Origin of the sequence: Bradyrhizobium sp. Mp19 (assembly GCF_029952935.1) — a bacterium.
GTDB classification, from domain to species: Bacteria; Pseudomonadota; Alphaproteobacteria; order Rhizobiales; family Xanthobacteraceae; genus Bradyrhizobium; species Bradyrhizobium elkanii.
Window position 1 is genome coordinate 75,101 of the sequence record NZ_JASAUT010000013.1, and the last position, 26,148, is coordinate 101,248.

The window sequence follows — 26,148 nt, forward strand, 5'->3', positions numbered from 1 at the left end:
CATTGCGAGGAGCGATAGCGACGAAGCAATCCATGGCTCCGCACATGCGGAACGATGGATTGCTTCGCTGCGCTCGCAATGACGGCGGAGGGAGCGTCACCCCGCGCCGATCAGCGGCACGGCCTCGTCGCGTTCGTAGAGGTAGAGCAGGACGCGCAGCGCTTCGCCGCGTTCGCCCTTCAGCTTGGGATTGTCCTTCATGATCCGCAGCGCCTCGTCGCGGGCCTGGGTGATCAGCTGGCCGTGCACCTCGGAGCGCGCGATGCGGTAGCCGGGCAGGCCGCTCTGGCGGATGCCGAGCACATCGCCTTCGCCGCGCAGCTTCAGATCCTCCTCGGCGATCCGGAATCCATCCGTGGTCTCGCGGATCACTTTCAACCGCGCCTTCGACATCTCGCCGAGCGGCTCCTTGTAGAGCAAAAGGCAGGTCGAGGCTTCCGAGCCGCGGCCGATGCGCCCGCGCAATTGATGCAGCTGCGCAAGCCCGAAACGTTCGGCGTTCTCGATCACCATGATGGTCGCCGCGGGCACGTCGACGCCGACCTCGACCACCGTGGTTGCGACCAAGAGGCCGATCTCGTGCGCGGCGAATTGCGCCATCACGCGATCCTTCTCGGTGCCCTTCATCTGGCCGTGCACGAGGCCGACACGATCGCCGAACCGCTTCTGCAAGCTCTCGAAACGTTCGGTCGCGTTGGTGAGATGCTCGGTGCGCTCGGCCTCGGACTCGTCGACCAGCGGGCAGATCCAGTAGACCAGCTTGCCGGCGGCGAGTGCGCGGCCGACGCCGTCCATGACGTCCTCGATCCGGCTCATCGGCACGGCGCGGGTGTCGATCGGCTGGCGGCCGGCGGGCTTTTCGCGCAGCTCGGAGACGTCCATGTCGCCGAAGTAAGTCAGCACCAGCGTGCGCGGAATCGGCGTGGCGCTCAGCACCAGCACGTCGACGGCCTCGCCCTTGGAGGTCAGCGCGAGGCGCTCGCGCACGCCGAAACGATGCTGCTCGTCGACCACGGCGAGCGCCAGCGCCTTGTAGATCACATCGTCCTGGATCAGCGCGTGGGTGCCGACCAAAAGATCGATCTCGCCGGCCTCAAGCTGTGCCAACAGCTCGCGGCGCTCCTTGCCCTTCTCGCGGCCGGTGAGGATGGCGACGCGTAGGCCGGCGCTCTCGGCGAGCGGCGCGATGGTCTTGATGTGCTGGCGCGCCAGGATTTCGGTCGGCGCCATCAGCGCGGCCTGCTTGCCGGCTTCCGCGACGGCAGCAGCTGCCAGCAGCGCCACCACGGTCTTGCCGGAACCGACATCGCCCTGCACGAGGCGCAGCATCCGCACCGGTTGTTGCAGGTCCGCGATGATTGCCGCGACCGCGTCTTGCTGCGACCTGGTCAGCGCATAGGGCAGGGCATCGATGATCTTCCTGCGCAGATGACCATCGCCGGCGTTGCGCACGCCGGCTGGGCGGCGCAGCGTGGCGCGGATCAGGGCGAGCGCGAGCTGGCCGGCGAGCAGTTCGTCGAACGCGAGCCGCGACCAGAACGGGCCGTCGGGCAGGATGTCGGTCAGCTCGACCGGCACATGCACGCGGGTCAGCGCCTCCCTGATCGCCGGGAAGTTGCAGCGGCGCAGCACCTCGGGGCTGATCCATTCCGGCAGATCCGGCAGCCTGGTCAGCGCCTGCGCGATCGCGCGGCGGAGCGAGCCGATCGCAAGCCCCTCGGTCAGCGGATAGACCGGATCGATGCCGGACAGTTTTGCAAAGCCCGCTTCATCGACGACACGATCGGGATGCACGATCTGCGGGATGCCGTCATACATCGCCAGCGTGCCGGAGACGTAGCGCTTCTCGCCAACCGGCAGCAGCTTCTCGACATAGCCGGGCTGGGCGCGGAAGAAGGTCAGCACGACGTCGCCGGTGTCGTCGCTGGCATAGACGAGGTAGGGCGTGCGCGAATTGCGCGGCGGCGGCGGGCGATGGCGGTCGACGGTCACCTCGAGCGTCACCATGGTTCCGACCGCGGCGTCGCGGATCTTCGGCCGGGCGCGACGGTCGATCACGCTCGCCGGCAGATGCAGCAGCAGGTCGACCAGCCGCGGCGTCTCGCTGCGGTCGAGCAGATAGCGCAGCAGCTTGTCCTGCTTCGGGCCGACCCCTTGCAGGGTCGTGACCTGGGCAAACAGCGGATTGAGCAGGGCTGGGCGCATCGACGAATCCAAGACCGTTTCACACCGTCATGCCCGGCCTTGTGCCGGGCATCCACGTCTTTTTTTGGAGCTGATGTCGGCCGGGTCCCGTCTACAAGGCTTCGACGGGCGCGCAAGCCCGGTGACGGCATGCGCCCAGGGAAACCCCAAAACGCAGCGAATGAGGGCTGACATCGGCCTTCGCCATGGCTATATCAACCCCGCCCGGCACGTCCGGGCTTTTGGCGTTGGATGGATTTTGGGACATGACGGGATCGACACGATCGAGCAGCGGGCTCGATGACCGCCGCAAGCGGCTTTTGTTTCGCTGCTGGCACCGCGGCACCCGGGAGATGGACCTGATCCTCGGCCGCTTCGCCGACGCGACCATTGGCGAGCTGTCCGACCACGAGCTCGGCGAGCTCGAGCATCTGATCGAGGTGCCGGATCCCGACCTCTATGCGGCGCTGACCGGCGACAAGGTGCTTCCCGCAGAGTACGCGACCGCGCTGTTTGCCCGCATCAAGGCATTTCGGGTCGCGGATCCCAGCGCATGAAACAGCCGATGAAATCACCGGCCGCGATGCTCGCGCCCGGCCGGGTGCTGACCATCGCCAACGTCGCCGAGGGCGCCGAGGAGCTCGTCATCTCGGATCTGGCGCGCGCCATCGCGGCGCAGCCGAAGCGTCCGGCGGTGAGCCTTGCCGTGGTGTGCCGCGACGGCGCGCGGATGCAGCAGCTCGCCCGCGCGCTGGAGTTCTTCGCACCCGACATCGCCGTGATGCAGGTTCCGGCCTGGGACTGCCAGCCCTATGACCGCGTCTCACCGCATTCCGGCATTTTGGCGCAACGCCTGACCGCACTGGCAAAACTGTCGCGGCTGGTCGGCAGCGACAAGCCGCTGATCGTGCTCACGACCGTGAACGCTGCCGTGCAGCGCGTGCCGGCGCGCGATCAGGTCGCGGCGCAAGCGCTGTCGGTTGCGCCCGGCAATGTGGTGCCGATGGATTCGGTCGTGGCCTGGCTCGAGCACAATGGCTACACCCGTTCGTCAACGGTGCGCGAGCCCGGCGGATATGCGGTGCGCGGCGGCATCCTCGATCTGTTTCCGGCCGGCCTCGACCAGCCGGTGCGCTTCGACTTCTTCGGCGACAGCCTGGAATCGATCCGCACCTTCGATGCTGAGACCCAGCGCACGCTGCTCGACATGCGCGGGCTCGATCTCGTGCCGGTCTCGGAATTCCAGCTCACCACCGAGACCATCCGGCGTTTCCGCATGGGCTATGTCGCCGCGTTCGGCGCGCCGGAGCGCGACGATCAGCTTTATGAAGCCGTGTCCGAGGGACGGCGCCATCCCGGCATGGAGCATTGGCTGCCGCTGTTCCAGGAGCGGATGGACACGCTGTTCGATTATCTCGACGGCGCGACGGTTGCGATCGAGCCGCAGGGCGAGGACGCCGCGCGCGAGCGGTTCTCGCAGATCGTTGACTACTATGACGCGCGGCGCGAGGCGCTGGAGCATCCGGGCAGCGGCGCGATCTACAAGCCGCTGCCACCGGACCAGCTCTATCTGACCGAGGCCGAATGGACCAAGCTGCTCGGCGATGCGCCGCTGGCGCGGTTGACGCCGTTCGCGGTGCCCGAAGGCACGCCCGACGTGTTCGACGCCGGCGCGCGGCAGGGCCGCAATTTCGCCCCCGAGCGCGCCGACAGCAACGTCAACGTGTTCGAGGCCGTGGTCGGTCATGTCGGCGCGCTGCAGTCGCAGCGCAAGAAGGTGGTGATCGCGCTGTGGAGCGAGGGCTCGCGCGACCGCATGGGCGCGATGCTGCGCGACCACAAGCTGCTCAACACCACCAGCGTCAACACCTGGCGGATCGTGCAGGCGACACCGCGCAACGAGACCATGCTGGCCGTGCTCGGCATGGAATCCGGCTTCGAGACCGACGAGTTCGCCGTCATCAGCGAGCAGGACATTCTCGGGGACCGCCTGGTGCGGCCGCGCAAGGCGAGCCGCAAGCTCGACAATTTCATCTCGGAGGTGACGAGCCTTGCGACCGGCGATCTCGTGGTCCATGTCGAGCACGGCATCGGCCGCTTCGTGGGCTTGCAGACGCTCGAAGTCTCCGGCGCGCCGCATGATTGCCTCGAGTTGCATTATGCCGCCGAGACAAAACTGTTCCTGCCGGTCGAGAACATCGAGCTGTTGTCGCGGTACGGCTCCGATAGCGCCAATGTCGAACTCGACCGTCTCGGTGGCGGCGGCTGGCAGGCCCGCAAGGCCAAGCTGAAGAACCGGATTCGCGAGATCGCGGGCGAATTGATCAAGATCGCGGCCGAACGGCAGCTGCACGAGGCGCCTAAATTCCCGCTGCAGCCGCACGTCTATGACGAATTCTGCGCGCGCTTCCCCTATGAGGAGACCGAGGATCAGCTCGGGGCCATCACCTCGACCTTGAAGGACCTCGAAATCGGCCGCCCGATGGACCGCCTGATCTGCGGCGACGTCGGCTTCGGCAAGACCGAGGTGGCGCTGCGCGCCGCGTTCGCCGTGGCGCTGGAGGGCAAGCAGGTCGCGGTCGTGGTGCCGACCACGCTCTTGGCGCGTCAGCACTCACGGACCTTCACCGAGCGCTTCCGCGGCTTCCCGGTCAATATCGCGCAGGCCTCGCGGCTGGTGTCGACCAAGGAGCTCAACCAGGTCAAGAAGGGGCTCACCGACGGCAATGTCGACATCGTCGTCGGCACCCATGCGCTGCTTGGCAAGGCCATCAAGTTCAGGGATCTCGGCCTGCTGATCGTCGACGAGGAGCAGCATTTCGGCGTCAGCCACAAGGAGCGGCTGAAGCAGCTGCGCGCCCAGGTCCATGTGCTGACGCTGTCGGCAACCCCGATCCCGCGCACCCTTCAACTTGCATTGACCGGCGTCCGCGAGCTCTCGATCATTGCCTCGCCGCCGGTCGATCGCCTTGCGGTGCGCACCTTCGTCGCGCCGCACGATCCCCTGATGATCCGCGAGGCGCTGCTGCGCGAACGCTACCGCGGCGGGCAGGCGTTCTATGTCGTGCCGCGGATCGAGGACCTCGCCGGCGTCAAGGACTTCCTCGACAAGAACGTACCGGAGATGAAGGTCGCGGTCGCCCACGGCCAGATGCCGCCGACCGTGATCGAGGACATCATGTCCGCGTTCTACGACGGCAAGTACGACATCCTGCTGTCGACCACGATCGTCGAGTCCGGTCTCGACATCCCGAACGCCAACACGCTGATCGTGCACCGCGCCGACATGTTCGGCCTTGCCCAGCTCTACCAGCTGCGCGGCCGCGTCGGCCGCTCCAAGCTGCGCGCCTATGCGCTGTTCACGCTACCGGCGCAGCAGAAGATCACGGCGCAGGCGGAGCGGCGGCTCAAGGTGCTGCAATCGCTGGAGACGCTGGGCGCCGGCTTCCAGCTCGCCTCGCACGACCTCGACATCCGCGGCGCCGGCAATCTGCTCGGCGAAGAGCAGTCCGGCCACATCAAGGAAGTCGGCTTCGAGCTGTACCAGTCGATGCTGGAGGAGGCGATCGTCAACCTCAAGGCCGGCGTCGCCGAGCCGGCTGCCGACCGCTGGTCGCCGCAGATCACGATCGGCATGCCGGTCCTGATCCCCGAGGACTATGTCAACGACCTCAGCGTGCGGCTGTCGCTGTATCGTCGGCTCGCCGATCTCGACACCGACGAGGACATCGACGCCTTTGCCGCCGAGATGCGCGACCGCTTCGGCGTGCTGCCGGACGAGGTGCGCTATCTGTTCAAGGTCGCGGCGATCAAGGCCTATTGCCGAAGGGCCAATGTCGGGAAGGTCGATGCCGGCCCGAAGGGCGCCGTGATCGCATTCCGCGACAACAGCTTCGCGCATCCGGAGCGGCTGGTGAGCTTCATTCGCCAGCACGGCCAGGCCGCCAAGGTGCGGCCCGATATGAAGGTGGTGTTCTTCCAGGAGTGGGATACGCCGGAAGAGCGCCTCGCCGGCACCACCGAGATCCTGCGCCAGCTCGCCAACCTCGCGGAGAGCAAGAAGGCGGCCTGACACGCGGTTTGACGCAAGCCCCCGCTCAGGATCGGATCAAATAGGGCGCAACGTGGTCGTCGAGCAGTTTCAGGAACTGCTCGGCGAGAACGCTGAGTTCGCCGATCGTCGGCTTGAGGACGCCGACCTCGTAGTGGATCGCCGGCGCGAGGGGGCGGACCACGAGCGCGCTCGCACCGCTGGTTCGCCTGAGCGTTTCGGACGCGCTGAGCGCGTCGACGAGGCAGACACCCGCGCCATCGATGACGAGGTTGAGCGCGACGGCAAAGAATTCACACTCGATCGCCGGATGAAACGGCGTACCACTGGCTTCGAAGGCGCGCGATACCGCGGCATAGGTCGATCGGCTCTGCGAGGTGATGATCAGATCATGCCGTTCGAGAAGATCGGGAGTGACGACTTTCCGTTCAGCCAGTGCATGCGTTGCAGGCATCACGCAGTCGAGCGACATCCGGTAGCGCCGCAACACGACATTGGTGCGGTCGAACGGCGGCTCGGCGACTCCGAAGTCGAATGCACGCGCCGAGACCAGGCTCCGGACATTCTCGGAGCTTCGGGTCAGGAGCCTGATCGTTGTTGACGGGCGCTCGCGCTGGAAGCGGCTGACGACGCCCGGAAGCCAGACTATCCCAGGTCCCGGACTCGCGATCGTCAGAACGCCGCGCTTGCCTGCGGAGATTCCGGCAGCGGCGTCCTCCAGTTCGGCAAACCCGGCGAGCGCGCGGATCGCTTCATTGTGCAGCAGATGCGCCTCCGGCGTAGGCACGATATGGCGGCTCTCCCGGCGAAACAGCGCAAACCCGACATCCGCCTCCAGCCGTTTCAAGGCCGTACTCACAGCCGGCTGCGATATGCCGAGTGCGCGCGCGGCCTCGGTTGCCGATCGATGCTGCATAACAGCATGGAAAATCTCAACAAGACGACGATCCATAACCAATATCTATATATCGTTTCGATGCTGCTCGTGGTATGAGCATGGAGGGAAACGCCAATAATACAAGGAATTTTCGCACATCACGCCGGCGAAATTCCAGATAATGTTACCGCAATCTGAGCGTGACGAGCATTGGCATTATATTTGCTTATGTTTCGGGATGAACTCGTCTGGAGGGTCTGCGGGGATGAACATTAGCCACGCATCATGCGCCGCGTCGGTCCTGGCCGCCGAGGCGGTGGTCAAACGCTTCGGCGCCCACACCGTACTGAACGGCGTGGACCTTGCGCTGGGCACCGGGCAGTCGACCTGCATCATCGGTCCAAGTGGCTCCGGCAAGACGACCCTTCTGCGATGCATGGCGCTGCTGGAGGCTCCTTCGGACGGGCGCGTCGTGATGGAGGGGGCGACGGTCTCGCAGGCCCGGCCATCGTCGGATGTGCGGCTCGCTGCCCGCAAGGTGCGGCCGGAAATCGGAATGGTGTTCCAGCAGTTCAATCTGTGGCCGCACATGACTGTGCTGGGAAATATCATCGAGGCCCCGATGCGCGTGCGCGGCGTCAGCCGGGATGAGGCGGTCGTCACGGCCGAACGGCTTCTTCAGAAGGTCGGCATGGAGGCGAAGCGCGATGCCTATCCGGCCAGGCTGTCCGGAGGCCAGCAACAACGCGTCGCGATCGCCCGGGCGCTTGCCATGCAGCCGAAGATACTCCTGTTCGACGAGCCGACGTCGGCTCTCGACCCCGAACTTCGCCGCGAGGTGCTGCAGGTCATGCGCACGCTCGCGCTCGAAGGCATGACGATGCTCGTGGTGACGCACGAGATGGGCTTCGCCCGGCGCGTGGCAAGCCATGTCGTGTTCATGGACGAGGGGATGATCGTTGAGCACGGCACGCCCGCCGCCTTTTTCGAACGTCCGACGACCGAGCGCGCCAAGCGCTTTCTCAATCAGTTTGACGAGTGATCACTGCAAGACAGGAGATTGAAGCTCATGCCAAATCTGCGCCGACTTGCCTTCGTTTGCGCGCTCTTTCTCTCGATGACGCCGGCGGCTGCCCAGCAGACGCAATCGCGCCTCTACGAGATCACCAAGAGCGGGGTACTCAGGGTCTGCATCTGGCCCATGTACTATTCGATTTCGTTCCGCAATCCGGATAGCGGACAGCTCGAGGGGATCGACATCGACCTCTCCAAGGAGCTGGCAAAGGACATGGGCGTGAAGCTGGACTATGTGGAGACCAGCTTTGGCAGTTTCATCGCCGACCTGCAGGCCAACAAATGCGATCTCGGCATGTTCGGCGTCGGGGCGACGATGAAGCGTGCGCAGGCCGTCGCGTTCTCGGACCCGTATCTGACGAGCGGCGTCTATGCCGTCGTGCGCAAGGGCGGCCCGATCACATCCTGGGCGGATATCGACAAGCCGGGCGTCAACGCCGGCGTCTCGCTCGGCAGCTATGTCGAGAACTTCATGCGGTCCTACTTCAAGAACGCCAAGACCATCGCGGTTGCACCCCCGGCCACGACCCCGGCTGAGCTGATGGCGCAACGCGTCGACGTCGTCATGACCGATTATCCGGCCTCAATCAAAATGAATGCCCAGTTCGACTGGACCACGACGGTCGCGCCGCCGGAAAACCTGTCCGTGACGCCCTACGCGTACGTCATGAACCAGGGTGACCAGATCTGGCTGAACTACGTGAACCTGTTCGTTCGCACCATCAAGCTCGACGGCCGCCTCAAGGCCGCCGCCGAGAAGAACAAGCTCGGACCGATCGTCGCGCCCTGAGACATCAGATGCAAAGCTACAGCTTTCGCTGGGACGTCATCCCGAACAATCTGGGTTTTCTTGCCTCCGGCATGGAAATGACCCTGTTCATTTCAATTGTCACGCTCGTGGTGGCGACCCTGTTGGGGCTCGTGATCGCGATCATGCAGATGTCCCGCTTCCGCTTCGCGCGCGTCATCGCGCTTTCGGTCGGCGAAATCGTCCGCAATACGCCAATCCTCGTGCAGCTGCTGTGGGTCTATTACGTGCTGCCGATTGTCTTCAATGTGAGGATCGATGCGCTGGCCGCGTCGATCCTCGGTCTCTCGCTCTATTCGGCGGTGTTCATCTCCGAGGTCTTCAGAGCGGGCATCCAGACCGTTCCGGTCGGGCACCGCGAAGCGGCGCAGGTGCTCGGCCTGACGCCTGCGCAGAGCTTTGTGCGGATCGTTGGCCCGCAGGCGATCCGCAGCGTGCTGCCGCCGCTGGCCGCCAATTTCGTCCAGCTCATCAAGTATTCCTCGCTTGCGTCCGTGGTGTCGGTTGGCGAGGTCACGCGGCGCGGCATGGAGTTGTCGTCCTCGACGTTCAGGCCGCTGGAAATATTCACCTTCATCGCGGTGGTGTATTTCGCGATCTGCTGGCCGCTCACCCACTCAATCCGCATATGGGAAGCGCGCCTTGCACGACGTTGATCAAGTTCGCCGCGCGGTTTCGAGCGATCGGACCAGACAGGTCGTCGAGCTGGCGATGCGGCTGATCGGAGTGCCGTCGCCAAATCCGGACGGCGACACGCGCGCCGTGGCGGCGCTGGCGGCCGATCTTCTCAGGGCGCATGTGCCGGGCGTTGCGGTTGAGCTGCATCCGGGGACCGCCGAGATCGTCAACGTCGTCGCGCGGATCAAGGGCCATGCGCCCGGCCGCCGCATCGTGTTCAACGGCCATCTCGACACCTATCCGTTGGGCGAGCGGATGAGCTGGTCGGTCAATCCCGACGGAGAGGTCGTAGGCGGCCGCCTTTACGGCCGCGGCGCTGCCGACATGAAGGGCGGCATCGCGGCATCGATGGCCGCGATGGCCGCATTGTCCGAGCAACGCGAGGCATGGGCGGGAGAGGTGGTGCTGACGCTCGCCGGCGACGAGGAAAGTATGGGTCCGTACGGGACCAAATACCTGCTCGACCAGGTCCCCCATGCCAGCGGCGACGCCGTAATCATTGGCGACGCCGGTTCACCGATGGTGCTGCGCTTCGGCGAGAAGGGATTCCTCTGGATCGAGATCGAGGCGGAGGGCAGCGCGGCGCACGGCGCGCATGTCCATCTCGGCATCAATGCGATCGATCGCTTGCGCGAAGCGCTGGACAGAGTGAGTGAGCTGCGCAGCCTGGCGGTTGCAATGCCGGTCAATGTCGCCGACGCCATCCGCCGTGCAAGGCCTGTCTCCGAACCGCTGTGCGGCGCCGGCGAAGCCGACGTCCTGTCGAGCGTCACGGTCAACATCGGAACGGTGAGCGGCGGTTCGTCACCGAACCTGGTGCCGAGCCAGGCGCGAGCGGCCATCGACCTGCGTCTGCCGGTCGGCGTCACGTCGGAAGCTGTTCTCTCGCTGTTGCGGGAGGTGCTCGATCTGCCCGGCATCACATGGCGCGTGTTGCGCTGCTTCGAACCCAATCACACCGGCCCCGGTGACGAGATCGTCACGCGCTGCGCAACTGCGGCGACGGACATCATCGGCAGGGCGCCGGCGATCAACATGCGCGTCGGTGGCTCCGATGCGCGCTGGTTTCGAATGGCCGGAATCCCGACGGTGGTCTATGGGCCGACTCCTCACAACATGGGCGCGCCTGATGAGTACGCTGATATCGCCGAACTGGCGACGGTGGCGCGCGTGCACGCGCTGACCGCCTTCGACATGCTGACAAGAGAGAACAGAAAATGAGCGACGTGGCGGGTTTCGTGGGTCCGGAAACATTCATGGGATTGCCGGCGGGGTTACCGCGGCCGGGCAGCCGCGCTGCCGTGCTCGGCGTGCCGTTCGACTGCGGCACGCATCCGTTCCGCGTCGGCGCCCGGCAAGGCCCGCTGGAGGTCCGGCGGGAGTCGCGGCTCATTCGCCGCTATCATCCGTCGCTCGCCGACGTCGATGTGCTGTCATTGCTGGGTGCAGTCGATGCCGGCGATGTTGCCTTGGTGCCAGGACGCATCGAAGACGCCTTTGTCAAGATCGAGGCTGCCGCCGGTCGAATTCTCGAGCTTGGCGCGGTGCCGGTCGGGATCGGCGGCGACGGTTCGGTCTCGCTTCCGCTGATGCGCGCCGCCGCCCGGTATCACAAGGATCTCGTCGCACTGCATATCGACAGCCATACCGATGCATATCCGTATACGCCGGACGATCGGTACAATGCGGCCACGCAGTTCACCAACGCGGCGCAGGAAGGCGTGGTGAACGCCAGCCGATCCTGGCACATCGGCGTGCGCGGATTCACCTATTGTCCGGGTGTGCTCGAACATACGCGGTCGCTCGGATTTCGTGTCGTCACGATCGAGGAGCTGATGCGGCGCGGTTTCGCGCAGACCGTCGCGGAATTCAGCCAGGTCGTCGGCACGCGACCGGTCTATCTGTGCTGGGACATGGATGTGTTCGATCCATCGGTCGCTCCCGGCGTCTGCACGCCCGCCTGGGGAGGCCTGTCGGCCCGCGAGGGGATCGAATTGCTGCGCAGCCTTTCAGGCTTGAATATCGTCGCGATGGATTTCAACACGGTCAGCCCGCCACAAGACGTTCAGGGAATGGCCGCCCAGCTCTGCGCCCATATGATCATGGAGGCTCTCGTACTGCTTGCCGCGGGCATGGGGCTGTTGCCGGACTGAAATCGCAGCGGCTTGATGGGGTATGCCGCGCCGGCGATGACCGTGCCCTAAAATCCGCGGGCCTTACGACGCCGCGCGCTCCGGCATCCCGAACAGGCGCCCGAGCAGCGAGATCGCGGAATCGCCCGGCATCAGCGTTGCGACGCTGACCGCGGGCTCGGCACGCGCGTCGCGGCGGCCGTTCTGGGTGTGGCGCATCACGCTGGCCAATCGCCGCGTGATCGCCTGCGCATTGCGCAGGTCGGTTCCGGCGAACGCAACGACGAGCGAGCGGTCGTCGTGCACCGCGCCGAAATCGGCCTGGCGCATCAGCCGGCTGATGATCCGCGCGCCGTCGAATTGCGCGCGCGGCTGCGTGTCGTCGAAGGTGAACCGTGCCACCGAAAGCGCGCCGCCGCGCTCGGCGGTCTGGTAGACGGCGGTCGCAAAATCGCGCTCGAACGCGGCCTTGGTGAGCAGGCCGGTGCGGGCATCGATCAGGCCCTTGGCGTCGATCGCCTTCAGCATGCGGCCGAGCCGCGCCTCGAAGGCGTGTTGGCGGATCATCGGCAGCGCCATGTCGGCGATGCGCGTCGGCCCGGCCGTGACGATCTCGAGATTGGGCAGCTCGTATCGCGGCGTCAGCTCGCCCGAGGCGACGATCACGGGCAACGGGCGGAAGCGGACATCCTCGGTCAGCACGGTCAGGAACGCATCCATCACCCGCGGGGTGAAGCCTTCCGCCAGCACGATGCCGTCGATGTCGCGGCTCGAGAGGTGCTTGGCGGCGGCTTCGATGCTGAGCGCGCCGACCACGCCGGCGCGTTCGCCGAGCGCGACCGACAGCGTCGGGTAGGCGCCGCCGCGGCCGATCAACAGCGCGGTGGCCTCTCCGATCGGATCGATGTCAGACAGGGCGATCGGTACCGGCGGCACCAGGCGGCGCATCACGGTTGCATGCAGGCCGCGAACGCGTAAGGACGCATTGAGCCGGGCGACCAGCCGATCCGGCAGACCCTTGTTCTGGAAGAATGCGATCACGGTGTCGGGCAGGGTCGTCGCAGGATCGACCGCGATCAGCGGCAGATACGGCGCGCGGGCGGCGGCGCGCTTGGCGAGGCCCGACAGGGTGACGAAGTCGACGCCCTCGGCGGCCGCGATGATCGCGGCCGGCTTGACCTGCTCGATGGCCCGTCCGGCCTCGTTCCAGTCGCTGACCACGACCGGGAATAGTTTCGTCTCATCGAGGACTGCGGCAAACGACGGCTTTGTCGACGCCGATACGATGAGGACCGGACCTTGTTGGGACATTCGAACGCTCGAAACCAATGCTTAAGATCAGCAAACGGCTGCGATGCTAGTTCGCATGGCTTAATGCGGCGTCAACACAATGATAAGACTAACGCAATGATAAGATTTTAACTCACCCCGGCGCCACCACGGTCGCGAAATGCTTCGACCATCAAGGGGTTAAGCCCAAGTTCTGTGAGGGCGTCGCGGGCGCGCGCATTGTCCTGCGCCCGTCCGGCCAGGCGGTGGCCGCTGAGACGGTCCGGTAATGCCGTGAGCAGCGCACCCTGGCCGAGGCGGCGCGACCACTCCTGCAGCTCCTGGGCAAGGAAGCGGTAGCCGCCGACCGTCATCACCCCCGACGGCGGCGCGGTGATGTTGATGGCCCCGGTCGCGCGATCGACCCGTGCAGCATATTCGGTGTCGACGAAATCGCGCGGCGGCGGCGCAATCAGGCTGTCGCCGGGCGGAGGCGGCGGCGCATAGGCGGCGACCGGTACCATCGGGCCGCGCAGGCCGAGCGTGCCCTTCGGCGTCAGCAGGATCTCGCCGGCGATCGATGCGCCGGGCGCTTCGCGCGGCGCGCTGTGCGGCCCCGGCTTGATCAGGGCCGGCGATCCGTCCTCGGCGGTGCGGCGGGCGCCGAACAGCCCGGCCTCGCCGAACAGATAGACGTCGGTCATGGTCACCGGCCGCGAGGTCCAGTGCGCACTGGAGGCAACTTGCTCAGGCGTGCGCCAGAGGCCGATCACGTTGCGCAGGCTGGGCAGGCGCTCCGACAGGCCGCGCTCGTCGAGCCGCAGCGCGAGCTGCGCCGGCGCGATCAGCGTGCTGCAGGCGTGATCGTTGAACTGGGTCTCGAACGCGTCCTCGTCGAACGGGTGGTGCAGCACCAGCGTTCCGCCCGACAGCAGCCAGGTCACCAGCGACGCGCAGATGCCGGCGAACGACATCGGCGCGAACGCCGACATGATGGTGGCGCCTGGCGGCAGATCGCTCTCCAGCGACATCGCGAGCCCGCCGGCAATCAGGCCGAAATGCGCGCGCGGCACCGGACGAAGACCTTCGCTGGTAACGTCGAAGGTGATCAGCGCCGGCTTGCGGCCGTCCTCGATCATCGGGCGCGAGGCCCGGGAGTCTTCCAGGATCGCCTGGTCGAGCGACGCCATGCCTTCGGGCAGATCATTCCCGAAGCCGCAGACATGGCGGATCGAGAAGGCTTCCGCCGCGGCGTTCATGGCGATGTCGGCATAGGAGACGCCGTCGATCCGGCCGCAGCTGACGATTGCTCGCGCCGCGGTGCGGTTGAGCACGGACGTCAGCTCGGCCTGCCGCCACAGCAGCGGCAGCGGCACCACCACCAGGCCGACCCGATGCGCGGCGAGGACCGTGAGGGCGAATTCAACCGTGCCGGGCAGCTGCACGGCGATCACCGTGTTGGCCGGCAATCCGCTCTGGACGAAGTGGGCGGCGATCGCCGAGATCGCGCGATCGGCCTGGGCATAGGTTAGGCGCTTGCGGGTCTGTCCGGTGATGCGCTGCTTGTTGAGCGGGTCGACCAGCGCCAGCGCCTCGGGCTGCCGCGCCAAGGTGCGCTTGAACAGGGTATCGAGCGTTGGCGAGGTGATCGACTGGTTCACGGGTTCAACGTCGGTTGCATCGCTTCGGTCGGACCAGGTCATGCCGCGTCGGGTCGTATCACCCGGCCAATCATCTGGATTGCGGGCCGGGCTTCTGCCACCAGGTCTCCGGCAGGTAGCCCGTCAACGCCGTGGTCGAAGGCCGTTCTATCCGATTCCAGCGCGCGATCCATTGCTCTCCCAAGTTAAATAGGGGGATAGCGTAGAAGCCCGACATCAGGGCCCGATCCAGCGCCCGTACCGCCGAGACGAAGGCCGGCCGCTCGCGTGCCGCGAGCAGCGCCGCGATCATGGTGTCGATGGCGGGATCCTTGGCGCCCATGTAATTCCTTGTGCCCGGCACATCGGCGGCCTGGCTGCTCCAGTAGAACCACTGCTCGTTGCCCGGCGACAGCGACTGGTCCCAGCGGATGGGGATCATGTCGAAGTCATAGCCGACCCGGCGCTGCTCGAACTGCACCGCGTCGACCACCCGCACCGCGGCTTCGATGCCGGCCCGCTTCAGGTCACGCTGATAGGCGAGGGCGATCCGCTCATGCTCGCGCGTCGTCACCAGGATCTCGATGCGCAGCGGCGTCCCTGTCGACCGCTGCTTCAGGACTGTGCCGTCGAGTGCGTAGCCCGCCTCGGCGAGCAGCGCGAGCGCACTGCGCAGAAGGCTGCGGTCGCGCCCCGACCCGTCGGTGACCGGCAGACGATAGCGGCCGTCGAGGATATCGGGCTGGATGTGCGACAGGTATGGCTTGAGCAGCTCGCGCTCGCGTTCGTCGGCGGGGCGGCCATAGGCGGACAGATCCGATCCGGCGAAGAAACCGCCGGCGCGCGAAAACAGTCCGAAATAGTAGTTGCGGTTGACCCATTCGAAATCGAACAGCATCGCCAGTGCCTGACGCACCCGCAGGTCGGCGAATTTCGGCCGCCGGCTGTTGAACACCAGGAATTCGGACGGCCGCGGCGTGCCGATCTTGATGGTGTCGCGGATCACCTCGCCGTTGCGCGCCGCCGGGAAGTCATAGCCGTCGTGCCAGCGCAGCGGCTCGGTCTCGGTCCGGAAGTCATACAGGCCGCGCTTGAAGGCCTCGAACATGCCGTTGGCCTCTCGGTAGTAATCGAGCCTGATCTCGTCGAAGTTCCAGAGGCCGCGGTTGATGGGCAGGTCGCGGCCCCAATAATTGGGATCGCGCGAGAAGGTGACGCTGGCGCCGGGCTTGACCGCCGTCACACGGTAGGGTCCGGACCCGATCGGCGGGGCCAACGTCGTTTCCTCGAATTTTTCCGGGTCGATGGCGTGTCGCGGCAGGATCGGCATCAGGCCGAGGATCAGCGGCAATTCGCGATCCGCCACGCCGCCGAAATCGAACCGGACCGTGAGCGGGTCGAGCGCCTCGGCCTTTGCGACTTTCGAATAATACTGACGGTGCATCGGACGGCCGTGGTCGCGCAGCAGCGCCAGCGAGAACAGCACGTCGTCGGCGAGTACCGGCCAGCCATCCGAGAAGCGGGCGCGGGGATCGATATGGAATGTCACATAGCTTCTGGCGTCGTCGGTCTCGACGCTGCGCGCGAGCAGGCCGTACAGCGTGAACGGCTCGTTGTTGCCCCGCGCCATCAGGCTTTCGTAGACATAACCGCGCTCATAGCCGTAGCCCCGGACCTGCTGCACGGCGACGCCCCTGATGATCATCGGATTGAGGCTGTCGAAGGTGCCGATCACACCCTGGATCAGGCGGCCGCCCTTGGGAGCGTCGGGATTGGCATAGGGCAGGTGGGTAAAGTCGGGTGGCAGCACGGGGGCGCCATGCATCGCGATCGCGTGACTCTCGGCGGCCGCCGCAGGGACCGGCCCGCTCGTCGGGAATCCCAAAACCAGGACTCCCAAGGCCAGCCAGATCGCGGCCCATGCGGCGCGCCAAGTGTGCCCGGGAACACGTGCGTGAGGCGCCGGATTTGATTCGCGAAACGTCACGTCCGGAGGTTTATCACAGGCCGCTGAAACTCGCCGCGAGATGGGCGCAAATACGCTTGTCGGCATTGATCTTTCCGCGCGCCGCTGTATTGAAGGCGTGCAATTGGGAGGCGGGAACGCCTGTCACGTATCCGCCTCAATTGACTAGGAGACAGCCGCCCAAACGGCTATGTGTCGGCGCCTGCAGCGGTTTCGGGCTTCCGTTCAGAAAGGGTTTTCCGCAATGAATTTCCGTATCTTGGCCGCCCCGGTCCGGCCGCATGGGCGAATTGTTGCCCTGATGGCGGCGACGGCATTCTCTGCAGCGCTCCTGGTTCCTGCCGCTCGGGCCCAGCAGCCGGCAGCGCCGGCGCCTGCGGCACCGAAGGCTGCGCCCAAGGCGGCACCCAAGGCAGCTCCGAAGGCTCCGGCAGCCCAGGCGCCCGCCCAAGCACCGGCCGCCGGCCAGCCGCCCGCTGCGGCCGCCCAGCCGCCGGCGCAGGATCAGCAGATCCAGCTGATCTACGCCCCCTGGACCAAGTTCTGCCTGAAGGGCCAGGAAGCCAACGCCAAGCAGGTCTGCTTCACCGGCAAGGACGGCCGCATCGAGTCCGGCCAGCCGGTGATTGCCGCCGTGATCATCGAGCCGGAAGGCGAGCCGAAGAAGATCCTGCGCGTCACGCTGCCGCTCGGCATGCAGCTCGTGCACGGCACCCGCATCATCGTCGACGGCAACCCGCCGCAGCAGGCGCCCTATGTGATCTGCTTCCAGAACGGCTGCATGTCCGACTATGAAGCAACGCCCGAGCTGATCGCCAACATGAAGAAGGGCCAGAACCTCGTGGTCCAGGCGATCAATTCGAACGGCGCGCCGCTGACGCTGCCGCTGCCGCTCAACACCGAATTCGCCAAGGCCTATGACGGCCCGCCGACCGATCCGAAGGTGTTCGAGGAAAACTCGAAGAAGCTGCAGGAAGAGTTGCAGAAGCGCGCCGAAGAGCAGCGCAAGAAGCTGGAAGGCGCGGGCGGTGGCTCTGCGCAGGCTCCGGCGCCGGCCAACCCGGCGGCCAAATAAACACTTCAATCTCGCGTTCAAGAAAACGCGAGATCATCGCGATCAAAAGGCGTCCGGAAGGGCGCCTTTTTTTGTCATGCGAAACAGACTGGCTGCTGGCAGCCTGCTGCGCTGGTGATCGCGCAGATCGTGTGCGATGGTTGTCGAAGGGTGCTTCGATTGCGTCGCGCGATGAGCGCGCATCGTTCGTGCCTCGTCCGGACAAGTCCGGCGTCGAAGCACAATCATAAATCCGATACGGGAGGCCAGACGAAAGCGCGGACAGCGCCTTCGATGCGCAAATCTGCGCGTGGTTCTTCCGCGAATCCTGGCCGCCGTTCGCAGTCATGGAAGTCGCGCAATGTCCCAGCAAGTCAGCACGCAGCGGCGCGAACCGCGCTCCCGGCCTCCGGAACGGCCGACCGGCCGCCCTTCGGTCGATGCAGCTATTCGCGTCAGCCAGGATAACGCCCCCGGTAACTTTCATCCCGGCATTGTCCATCTCGCGCTGGCGATGGGCGGGTTCGCGATCGGCATCGCCGAATTCGCGACCATGAGCCTGTTGCCGTTCTTCGCCCACGATCTGCACGTCAGCGAGCCCCAGGCCGGTCACGCGATCAGCGCCTACGCGCTCGGCGTCGTCGTCGGTGCGCCGGTCATCGCGGTGCTGTCGGCGCGCATGACGCGGCGGACGCTGCTGATCGCGTTGATGGGCTTCTTCGCGCTGATGAACGGCCTTTCGGGGCTCGCGCCCGATTATCACACCATGCTGGCGCTGCGCTTCATGGCGGGGCTGCCGCACGGCGCCTATTTCGGCATCGCCATGCTGGTCGCAGCCTCGCTGGTCCCGATCGACAAGCGCACGGCGGCGGTCGGCCGCGTGCTGCTGGGGCTCACCATCGCGACGACGATCGGCGTTCCGCTCGCCAACGGGGTCGGGCAGGCAATCGGCTGGCGCTGGGCCTTCGCGATCGTTGCCGGCCTCGCGCTCTTGACCGCGATCCTGGTGCTGATCTTCGCCCCGCGCGATGCCGCCAACAGCAAGGCGAGCCCGCTGCGTGAACTGTCGGCACTCGGGCGCAAGCATGTCTGGCTGACGCTGGCGATCGGCGCCATCGGTTTCGGCGGGCTGTTCTCGGTCTACACCTATCTGGCGTCGACCATGCTGGCGGTAACCCACTCGTCGCCGGCGCTGGTGCCGGTCACGCTGTGCGTGTTCGGCGCCGGCCTCACCGCCGGCAACATCATCGTGCCGCGCTTTGCCGACCGCGCGCTGATGGCAACCGCAGGCGGGCTCCTGCTGTGGTCGGCGGCGACGCTCGCGCTGTATCCGCTGGCGGCCGGAAATTTCTGGACGCTGACCGCCGACGTGTTCCTGATCGGGCTGGGCGGGGCGCTCGCCACCGTGTTGCAGACCCGCCTGATGGACGTCGCGGGCGAGGCGCAGAGCCTCGCCGCCGCGCTCAACCACTCCGCCTTCAACGTCGCCAATGCGCTGGGTCCGTGGCTCGGCGGAATGGCGGTTGCCGCGGGTTATGGCTGGACGTCGACCGGCCTCGTCGGGGCGGGGCTGGCGCTGGCGGGATTTGTCGTCTGGGCGATCGCGGTTGTCTTGGCCAGGCGCGAGGGGGTGTGAACGTGGCAGCGCGAACGCCGTGGCATTCGCCGGAGCGCCGCCGGACCTCAGTTCAGCGACGGATTGCGCGGACGGTAGCCGCCCGATTTGTCCTTGATGAAGATCTCCGCCACCTGCGAATGCCGGATCGGCTCGCCCGACTCGTCGGGCAAGAGGTTCTGCTCCGAGACATAGGCGACGTACTCGGTCTCCGAGTTTTCCGCGAGCAGATGGTAGAACGGCTGGTCCTTGTGGGGCCGCATGTCCTCGGGGATCGACAGCCACCATTCCTCGGTGTTGTTGAACTCCGGGTCGATATCAAAAATCACGCCCCGGAAGGAGAACACCCGGTGACGGACGATCTGCCCGATCTGAAACTTGGCGGTGCGCGCTTTGATCATGGCTCGTCGATAGACCAACATTGTGGCCGATGCTAGGGGCTAAGGTCCGAATTAACCCGCGCTTTACCGATTCCAGCCCTGCAAAAACGACCCGAAATCCGGCCGAGAAACTACTTTCAGAATGATCGATATCCTCAATCTGGCGTTGCCGTATTTCGGCTTGATCTTCATCGGTTACGCGTGCGGCAAGGCCAAGGGTTTGCCCGAGAGCGGGCTCGCCTGGATGAATTTCTTCCTGCTTTACGTTTCGTTGCCGGCGCTGCTGTTCGGGATCATGTCCAAGACGCCGTTTGCGGAGCTGAACAACCCGCCATTCCTGATCGCCACCACGCTCGGAACCGTGCTCGCATTCTTCCTGGCGATGGTCGCGGGCAAGGTGATCGGCGGGCTCACGCTGCGCGAGGCGACGCTGGCCGGCCTGTCGGGCGCCTACGGCAATATCGGTTACATGGGGCCTGGCCTCGCGCTCGCCGTGCTCGGTGCCAAGGCGGCGGCGCCGACCGCGCTGATCTTCTGCTGCGACAGCATCTTCCTGTTCTCGATCGTGCCGCTGCTGATCGAGCTCACCGACCGCGACCATCCCTCGCTGCTGCACGCACTTGGCGTGGTGCTGCGGCAGATCGTGCAGAACCCGCTGATCATGTCGGCCGTGTTCGGCGCGCTGGTCGCCGCGTTTCACATCCCGATCCCGGTCGCGCTCGATCGCACCATCCAGTTCCTGGAAAACGCCGCCGCGCCGACGGCGCTGTTCGTGCTCGGCATCACCGTGGCGCTGCGGCCGTTCGAGCGGGTGCCGTGGGAGGTCCCGGGCGTGGTCGCGATCAAGCTTTTGATCCATCCGCTGCTGGCGTTTGGCCTGATGCTGCTGTTCGGCCCGTTCGCGCAGCCTTGGGCTGCGACAGCGGTGCTGATGGCTTCGCTGCCGCCGGCGCTCAACGTGTTCGTGATCGCACGGCAGAACGACACCTGGATCGAGCCGGCCTCGGTCGCGGTGCTGATCGGCACCTTCGCCTCGGTGGTCACGCTGACCAGCGTGATGTGGTTCATCCAGAGCGGACGGCTGGTGTTTCCTTAACGTACGCCGTTCTCAGCGCCGCCATGACGGCGCGAGGCCTTCGCGCATCGCTAGTCGCCGCAACGGGCCGAATGCGCTGAGCAGATGCAGGCCGGCAGCGCGCGCCGTCTGCATGCCGAGGAAATCGCTCAGCAGCGACCGGTTGGCGATGTCGATCGCCCAGGTCCGGCTGGCGACATCGGGGCGCCGCGCCGCCTGGTAGCGCGACAGCACATTTGCCGCGCCGGGATCTTCGCCACGACCGATCGCCTGGCCCGTGATCTCGGCGATATCGGCGGCATCGCGCAGTCCCATATTGAGGCCCTGCGCGCCGATCGGCGGCAGTACATGGGCCGATTCCCCGACCAGCGCGATCCGGTCCTTGGCGAATTGCCGCGGCCGCTCGATCGCCAGCGGAAACACGTGACGGCCGCCCTGGACTTCGACGCGGCCGAGGATCGAATGCGATTGCCGCTCGGCGGCGAGGGACAATTCGTCGTCGCCGAGTGCCATCAGCCGCTCGGCCTCCTTGGGCGCCGAGACCCACACCACGCTGCTTCTGACGCCGCTGAGCGGCACGAACACGCAAGGCCCGTGCTCGGTGTGGAACTCGGTCGAGATGTTCTGGTGCGGCCGGGTGTGGGTGATGTTGAAGGTGAGGGCGGACTGCCCGAGGTCGCGGCTCGTCACCTCGATGCCGACGGCCTCGCGGGACAATGAATTGCGCCCGTCGGCACCGACCACGAGCCGGGCCTGAAGCGACTGGCCCTGCCGCGTCACCACGGTGACCGCGGCATCGTCCGGCCGCACCGAGGCGGCCTCATCGTCGAACCGCGTCAGCGCGGACAGTTCTCCGGTGCGGTCCTCGAGCGCCGCGACCAGCGAGCGGTTGTCGATGTTGAAGCCGAATTGCTCGCGGCCGATCTCGTCGGAGGAGAAGCGCACCTCGGGCGCACGGATCAGGCGGCCGGTGTCGTCGACGAGGCGCATGGTCTTGAGTGCCGCCGATCGGTCGCTGCAGCGTCGCCAGACGTCGAGCCGGTCCAGGATATCGGTCGAGGCGCCGAGCAGCGCGGTGGTCCGGTTGTCGGCATAGGGCGCGCGGCGCGCCAGCAGCGCCGTCCGCGCACCGGCGTCGGCAAGGGCAATCGCAGCCGTCAATCCGGCTGGACCGCCGCCTATTACGATAACGTCATAATCCTGCGAGCTGTCGGTCATATCAGGACATTTGACATGCTTGGCCCGATTTTCAAGCCATCGGTAACCACCAAGAGTTTCCAACGCTTTGCGCGGCGGAACGCCGCAAGACCGCATATGCAAACCGGTCCGATTCCTGATAGCACTTCGGCCGATGGAGCATTCGAGCCAGCCCGATACGTTGCCAGAACGGATGCGGACCGCCGCATTCTCCGTTCATATTTTCACGGCGCTCGGCGCCGGAGTGGCGCTGCTGGCGATGCTGGAGGCGGTGCGCGAGCACTGGGCCAACATGTTCGCCTGGCTCGGGGTCGCGCTGATCATCGACGGCATCGACGGCCCGCTGGCGCGCCGGCTCGACGTGGTGCGGCTACAGCCGAACTGGTCGGGCGAGGTGCTCGACCTGGTGGTTGATTTCGTCACCTACGTGTTCGTGCCGGCCTATGCGATCACCGCGAGCGGCATGCTGCTGCCGCTGGCCGCGCCGATCCTCGGCATCGGCATCGTGGTCTCCAGCGCGCTGTATTTCGCCGACCGCCGCATGAAGGCCGATGACAACCATTTCCGCGGCTTCCCGGCGCTGTGGAATGCGGCGGCGTTCTATCTGTTCCTGCTGCACCTGCCGCCGGTGCTGTCGACGATCGTGGTCGCGGCCCTGATCGCGCTGACTTTCGCGCCGTTCCACGTGCTGCACCCGCTGCGTGTGGTGCGGCTGCGCTGGCTGACGCTGTGGCTGCTCGCCGCATGGGCGCTGCTCGGCATGTACACGCTCGCCAACGACTTCGTGGTGGGAGCTCCCATTACCTTCGGGCTCTGCGCCATCGCCGCCTACATCATCGGCAGCGATACCGTGATCCGCCGGATGAAAGCCTTCAGAGCATGATGCAATTGATCACCAGCCCGGAAGCCTGGGCGGCGCTGTTGACCCTGACTGCGCTCGAGATCGTGCTCGGCATCGACAACGTGATTTTCCTGTCGGTGATCGTGTCGCGGATCCCGCCGGCACAGGCCAAGCGCGCGCGGCAGATCGGCCTGCTGCTGGCGCTGGTGTTCCGCATTCTGCTGCTCTCGATCCTGGTCTGGCTGATCGGGCTGACGCAACCGGTGATATCAGTCAGAGACGTCGAGCTGTCGTGGCGCGACATCATCCTGATCGGCGGCGGCCTGTTCCTGATCGCGAAAGCAACCCACGAGATCCACGGCGAGGTCGAGGCGCGCGAGGCGGAAGCCGACGACAGGCCGAGCGCCAGCGCGTTCTTCTGGGTGATCGTGCAGATCATCATCATCGACCTGGTGTTCTCGCTGGACTCGATCATCACCGCGATCGGCATGGCGCAGGACATCGAGATCATGGTCGCGGCGGTCGTGATCGCCTGCGCCATCATGTACATCTCGTCGGGACCGGTGGCGCGTTTTATCGCGGAGCATCCGACCACCAAGATGCTGGCGCTGGCCTTCCTGGTGCTGATCGGCGTGGCGCTGGTGGCCGACGGATTCAAATTCCACATTCCGCGCGGCTACATCTATTTCGCGATTGCCTTCTCGGCCGCCGTCGAGGCGTTCAACGTCATGGCCAAGCGCAACCGCAGGAAGCCGGCGCGCTAATGGGCATTGTCTCCGCGCCAACGCTGCGCGTTGGTCGCGAGGGAAAGCCGCTTGGCGCTTTTCCGGATCATGCCGTAGCCGGTTCCGGCCCGCTTGGTTGACAAGCCGGCCGCGATGGCATTCGCTCGCTTGACGCTGATATCTGAGGGGAGCGACGACATGACCAAGGCTGTGCGCGTGCACCAGGTGGGGGGCCCGGAAGTCCTGACCTATGAGGACGTCGAGGTGGGCGCGCCGGGGACCGGCGAGGTCCGGATCCGCCAGCATGCGGTCGGTCTGAATTTCATCGACGTCTATTTCCGCACCGGCCTCTACAAGGCGCCCGGCCTGCCGTTCATCGCCGGCAATGAGGCCGCAGGCGAGGTCCTGGCCGTGGGTCCGGGGGTGACCAATTTCCACCCCGGCGATCGCGTCGCTTATTACTACAATCTCGGCGGCTACGCGTCCGAGCGCGTCATCCCGGCCGACAAGCTCGTCAAACTGCCCGACCACATCACCTACGAGCAGGGCGCCGTGCTGATGCTCAAGGGGCTCACGGTCTGGTACCTTCTGCACAAGACCTTCAAGGTCGAGCAGGGCCATCGCGTGCTGATCCACGCCGCGGCGGGCGGCATCGGGCTGCTCGCCTGCCAATGGGCGCGGGCACTCGGCGCCCATGTCATCGGCACCGTCGGCTCGAAGGCGAAGGCCGATCTCGCGCTCGCCAATGGCTGCGATCACGTCATTCTCTACAACGAGGAGAACTTCGTCGAACGCGTCAAGCAGATCAGCCGCGGCGAGCTCTGCGACGTCGTCTATGACGGCGTCGGCAAGACCACGTTCCCGGGATCGCTGTCCTGCCTCAGGCCGCGCGGCCTGTTCGTCTCCTTCGGCAACGCGTCGGGTCCGGTGCCGCCGTTCCCACTCGCCGAGCTCAACAACCACGGATCGCTGTTCGCGACGCGGCCCAAGCTCAACGACTATGTCGGCACCCGCAAGGAATTGCTCGAAGGCGCCGACACGCTGTTCGCCGCCGTGATCAACGGCAAGCTGCACGTGCCGATCAACCACGCCTATGCGCTCAAGGACGCCGCCAAGGCGCATATCGACCTGGAGAGCAGGGCGACCACCGGAGCAGCGATCCTGCGGCCGTAAGTAGATCGTCATTCCGGGGCACGCGAAGCGTGAACCCGGAATCTCGAGATTCCGGGTTCGATGCTGCGCATCGCCCCGGAATGACGGGGTGGTGGCGACTACGCCACCCGGCGCGCAGCGCCGACCTTGGTCAGCACCGTATCCAGGCAGTCGATGACCAGGGAAATCTCCTCCCGCGTCACGTTCAGCGCCGGCATGAAGCGCAGCGTGTCCGGCTGCGGCGAGTTGATCAGCACGCCGGCCGCGAACGCCTCGGCAACCACGGCCGCGCCGATCGGCATCTTGAGGTCGAGCGCCAGCAGGAGGCCGCGCCCCCTGATCTCGCCGAGACCGTGCCGCGACGACAGCCGCTGCAATTCGCGCTCGAGCAAAAGGCCGGCATCGACGACCGATTTCAGGAAATCGGGCTTTCCGATCTGATCGAGCACGACAAGCCCCGCGGCGCACATCAGCGGATTGCCGTTGAAGGTGCCGCCCTGATCGCCGTGATCGAAGCACGAGGCATGCTCGGTCGCGAGCAGGGCCGCGAGCGGCACGCCGCCGCCGATGCCCTTGCCGAGCGTCATGATGTCGGGCTCGATCCCGGCGTGCTGATAGCCGAACAGCTTTCCGGTCCGGCCGATGCCGGTCTGAATCTCGTCGACAATGAGCAGCAGGCCGCGCTGCTGGGTCAGCGCCCGCAACTCCTTCAAAAACTCATCCGTCGCGGGCCAGACGCCGGCCTCGCCCTGGATCGGCTCCAGCATGACCGCGACCGTCGACGACGAGATCAACTTTCGCACCGACTCGATGTCGTTCAGCCGGGCCTTGCGGAAGCCCGAGACCTTCGGCTCGAACAGCGGCTCGAACGCCTTCTTGCCCGAGGCCGACATGGTCGCGAGCGTGCGGCCGTGGAAGCCGCCTTCGAAGGTGATGATCTCGTGCGCGCCGTTCTTGTACTTGGCGCCGAATTTTCGCGCGAGCTTGATCGCGCCTTCATTGGCCTCCGCGCCCGAATTGGCAAAGAACACCTGGTCGAAGCAGCTGTTGTCGACCAGCAACTTTGCCAGTTTCAGGCTCTGCTCGTTGTAGAACGCCGGGCTTGGCGTCAGCAGCCGTCTGGCCTGCGCGGCCAGCGCGTCGGCCACGATGACAGGCGAGTGGCCGAGGGGATTCACAGCCCAGCCCTGCACGAAATCGAGATAGCGGTTGCGGTTGCTGTCCCACAAATACGAGCCGGCGCCGCGCACGAACACGACCTCGGGGCGAGCGGTGATGTCCATCAGCGCATCGAACGGATGGGTAGCGTTGGTCATGTCGTTCTCCTCTGGGGTCGGTGTTGGGAAAGGGCAGGCCGAAAAGCGAGAAGGCCGCGCTTTGGGGGCGCGGCCTTCTCGAAAACCTTGGCTGATTTATAAGATCAGCGATGG

The 26,148-nt window shown here is 65.9% G+C and carries 21 protein-coding genes; 13 read left to right on the forward strand and 8 right to left on the reverse strand.

Annotated elements, in window-relative coordinates; translation table 11 throughout:
* Positions 1 to 96: 96 nt before the first annotated feature.
* Positions 97 to 2,205: an ATP-dependent DNA helicase RecG gene (gene recG / locus QJT82_RS17220; protein WP_028340704.1), complete on the reverse strand. Its 2,109-nt coding sequence runs from the start codon at positions 2,203 to 2,205 to the stop codon at positions 97 to 99.
* 245 nt (positions 2,206 to 2,450) lie between these two features.
* Here recG and QJT82_RS17225 point away from each other — a divergent pair, with 245 nt between their 5' ends.
* Both QJT82_RS17225 and mfd read left to right on the forward strand, forming a co-directional pair.
* Positions 2,451 to 2,741 (forward strand): succinate dehydrogenase assembly factor 2, encoded by a 291-nt coding sequence (locus QJT82_RS17225; RefSeq protein ID WP_028332052.1) that lies wholly within the window; start codon positions 2,451 to 2,453, stop codon positions 2,739 to 2,741.
* A complete protein-coding gene (gene mfd / locus QJT82_RS17230) occupies positions 2,738 to 6,256 on the forward strand; it encodes a transcription-repair coupling factor (protein ID WP_259243467.1) in 3,519 nt (1,172 codons plus the stop codon). Before QJT82_RS17225 ends, mfd begins: the two co-directional genes overlap by 4 nt.
* 25 nt (positions 6,257 to 6,281) lie before the next feature.
* On the opposite strand, the gene QJT82_RS17235 is transcribed toward mfd, so the two are convergent.
* Positions 6,282 to 7,187 (reverse strand): LysR family transcriptional regulator, encoded by a 906-nt coding sequence (locus QJT82_RS17235; protein ID WP_080686747.1) that lies wholly within the window; start codon positions 7,185 to 7,187, stop codon positions 6,282 to 6,284.
* Positions 7,188 to 7,377: 190 nt separating this feature from the next.
* Between QJT82_RS17235 and QJT82_RS17240 the strand changes: the two genes are divergently transcribed.
* Genes QJT82_RS17240 through QJT82_RS17260 form a run of 5 tightly spaced genes read left to right on the forward strand, consistent with a single transcriptional unit; the run spans position 7,378 to position 11,825 of the window.
* Entirely contained in the window at positions 7,378 to 8,154 is a 777-nt protein-coding gene (locus QJT82_RS17240) for an amino acid ABC transporter ATP-binding protein (RefSeq protein ID WP_028340701.1), read from the forward strand.
* 27 nt (positions 8,155 to 8,181) lie between these two features.
* A complete protein-coding gene (locus QJT82_RS17245) occupies positions 8,182 to 8,976 on the forward strand; it encodes an ABC transporter substrate-binding protein (RefSeq protein ID WP_028340700.1) in 795 nt (264 codons plus the stop codon).
* Positions 8,977 to 8,984: 8 nt separating this feature from the next.
* Positions 8,985 to 9,650 carry an amino acid ABC transporter permease gene (locus QJT82_RS17250; RefSeq protein WP_028340699.1) on the forward strand — a complete coding sequence of 222 codons (666 nt, stop codon included), beginning with the start codon at positions 8,985 to 8,987 and terminating at the stop codon, positions 9,648 to 9,650.
* Between the two features lie 55 nt (positions 9,651 to 9,705).
* Positions 9,706 to 10,893, forward strand: a complete 1,188-nt coding sequence (locus tag QJT82_RS17255) for a M20/M25/M40 family metallo-hydrolase (RefSeq protein WP_245288712.1) — start codon at positions 9,706 to 9,708, stop codon at positions 10,891 to 10,893.
* Positions 10,890 to 11,825, forward strand: coding sequence for an arginase family protein (locus QJT82_RS17260; protein WP_080686746.1), 936 nt, complete (start codon positions 10,890 to 10,892; stop codon positions 11,823 to 11,825). The genes QJT82_RS17255 and QJT82_RS17260 overlap by 4 nt, the downstream gene beginning before the upstream one ends.
* A 63-nt stretch (positions 11,826 to 11,888) precedes the next feature.
* On the opposite strand, the gene QJT82_RS17265 is transcribed toward QJT82_RS17260, so the two are convergent.
* From QJT82_RS17265 to QJT82_RS17275, 3 genes are all read right to left on the reverse strand, one after another.
* Complete coding sequence (locus tag QJT82_RS17265) at positions 11,889 to 13,115, reverse strand: hypothetical protein (RefSeq protein ID WP_028340696.1); 1,227 nt, start codon at positions 13,113 to 13,115, stop codon at positions 11,889 to 11,891.
* A 107-nt stretch (positions 13,116 to 13,222) separates the two neighbouring features.
* Positions 13,223 to 14,776 (reverse strand): class I adenylate-forming enzyme family protein, encoded by a 1,554-nt coding sequence (locus tag QJT82_RS17270; protein WP_028340695.1) that lies wholly within the window; start codon positions 14,774 to 14,776, stop codon positions 13,223 to 13,225.
* A 28-nt stretch (positions 14,777 to 14,804) separates the two neighbouring features.
* The gene (locus QJT82_RS17275; RefSeq protein ID WP_155258493.1) at positions 14,805 to 16,538 is read right to left on the reverse strand and encodes an extracellular solute-binding protein; all 1,734 of its coding nucleotides are present in this window, start codon (positions 16,536 to 16,538) and stop codon (positions 14,805 to 14,807) included.
* Between the two features lie 385 nt (positions 16,539 to 16,923).
* Here QJT82_RS17275 and QJT82_RS17280 point away from each other — a divergent pair, with 385 nt between their 5' ends.
* Both QJT82_RS17280 and QJT82_RS17285 read left to right on the forward strand, forming a co-directional pair.
* Complete coding sequence (locus QJT82_RS17280) at positions 16,924 to 17,754, forward strand: invasion associated locus B family protein (RefSeq protein WP_028340693.1); 831 nt, start codon at positions 16,924 to 16,926, stop codon at positions 17,752 to 17,754.
* A gap of 340 nt (positions 17,755 to 18,094) precedes the next feature.
* A complete protein-coding gene (locus QJT82_RS17285) occupies positions 18,095 to 19,369 on the forward strand; it encodes an MFS transporter (RefSeq protein WP_028340692.1) in 1,275 nt (424 codons plus the stop codon).
* A 47-nt stretch (positions 19,370 to 19,416) separates the two neighbouring features.
* On the opposite strand, the gene hspQ is transcribed toward QJT82_RS17285, so the two are convergent.
* Positions 19,417 to 19,749, reverse strand: a complete 333-nt coding sequence (gene hspQ / locus QJT82_RS17290; RefSeq protein ID WP_021081543.1) for a heat shock protein HspQ — start codon at positions 19,747 to 19,749, stop codon at positions 19,417 to 19,419.
* A gap of 121 nt (positions 19,750 to 19,870) precedes the next feature.
* Here hspQ and QJT82_RS17295 point away from each other — a divergent pair, with 121 nt between their 5' ends.
* On the forward strand, positions 19,871 to 20,824 hold the full coding sequence (locus QJT82_RS17295; protein WP_016845765.1) for an AEC family transporter: 954 nt from the start codon (positions 19,871 to 19,873) through the stop codon (positions 20,822 to 20,824).
* 12 nt (positions 20,825 to 20,836) lie between these two features.
* Here QJT82_RS17295 and QJT82_RS17300 read toward each other — a convergent pair whose 3' ends face one another.
* The gene (locus tag QJT82_RS17300) at positions 20,837 to 22,021 is read right to left on the reverse strand and encodes a UbiH/UbiF family hydroxylase (RefSeq protein ID WP_028340691.1); all 1,185 of its coding nucleotides are present in this window, start codon (positions 22,019 to 22,021) and stop codon (positions 20,837 to 20,839) included.
* Positions 22,022 to 22,154: 133 nt separating this feature from the next.
* On the opposite strand from QJT82_RS17300, the gene pcsA reads away from it, so the two are divergent.
* The 3 genes from pcsA (at position 22,155) to QJT82_RS17315 (ending at position 24,739) form a co-directional block, all read left to right on the forward strand.
* Positions 22,155 to 22,883 (forward strand): phosphatidylcholine synthase, encoded by a 729-nt coding sequence (gene pcsA / locus QJT82_RS17305; protein ID WP_259243454.1) that lies wholly within the window; start codon positions 22,155 to 22,157, stop codon positions 22,881 to 22,883.
* Complete coding sequence (locus QJT82_RS17310; protein ID WP_028340690.1) at positions 22,880 to 23,605, forward strand: TerC family protein; 726 nt, start codon at positions 22,880 to 22,882, stop codon at positions 23,603 to 23,605. The genes pcsA and QJT82_RS17310 overlap by 4 nt, the downstream gene beginning before the upstream one ends.
* Positions 23,606 to 23,764: 159 nt before the next feature.
* Entirely contained in the window at positions 23,765 to 24,739 is a 975-nt protein-coding gene (locus QJT82_RS17315) for a quinone oxidoreductase (RefSeq protein WP_026192759.1), read from the forward strand.
* A gap of 98 nt (positions 24,740 to 24,837) precedes the next feature.
* Here QJT82_RS17315 and QJT82_RS17320 read toward each other — a convergent pair whose 3' ends face one another.
* Positions 24,838 to 26,034 (reverse strand): acetylornithine transaminase, encoded by a 1,197-nt coding sequence (locus QJT82_RS17320; RefSeq protein ID WP_028340689.1) that lies wholly within the window; start codon positions 26,032 to 26,034, stop codon positions 24,838 to 24,840.
* Positions 26,035 to 26,148 lie beyond the last annotated feature (114 nt).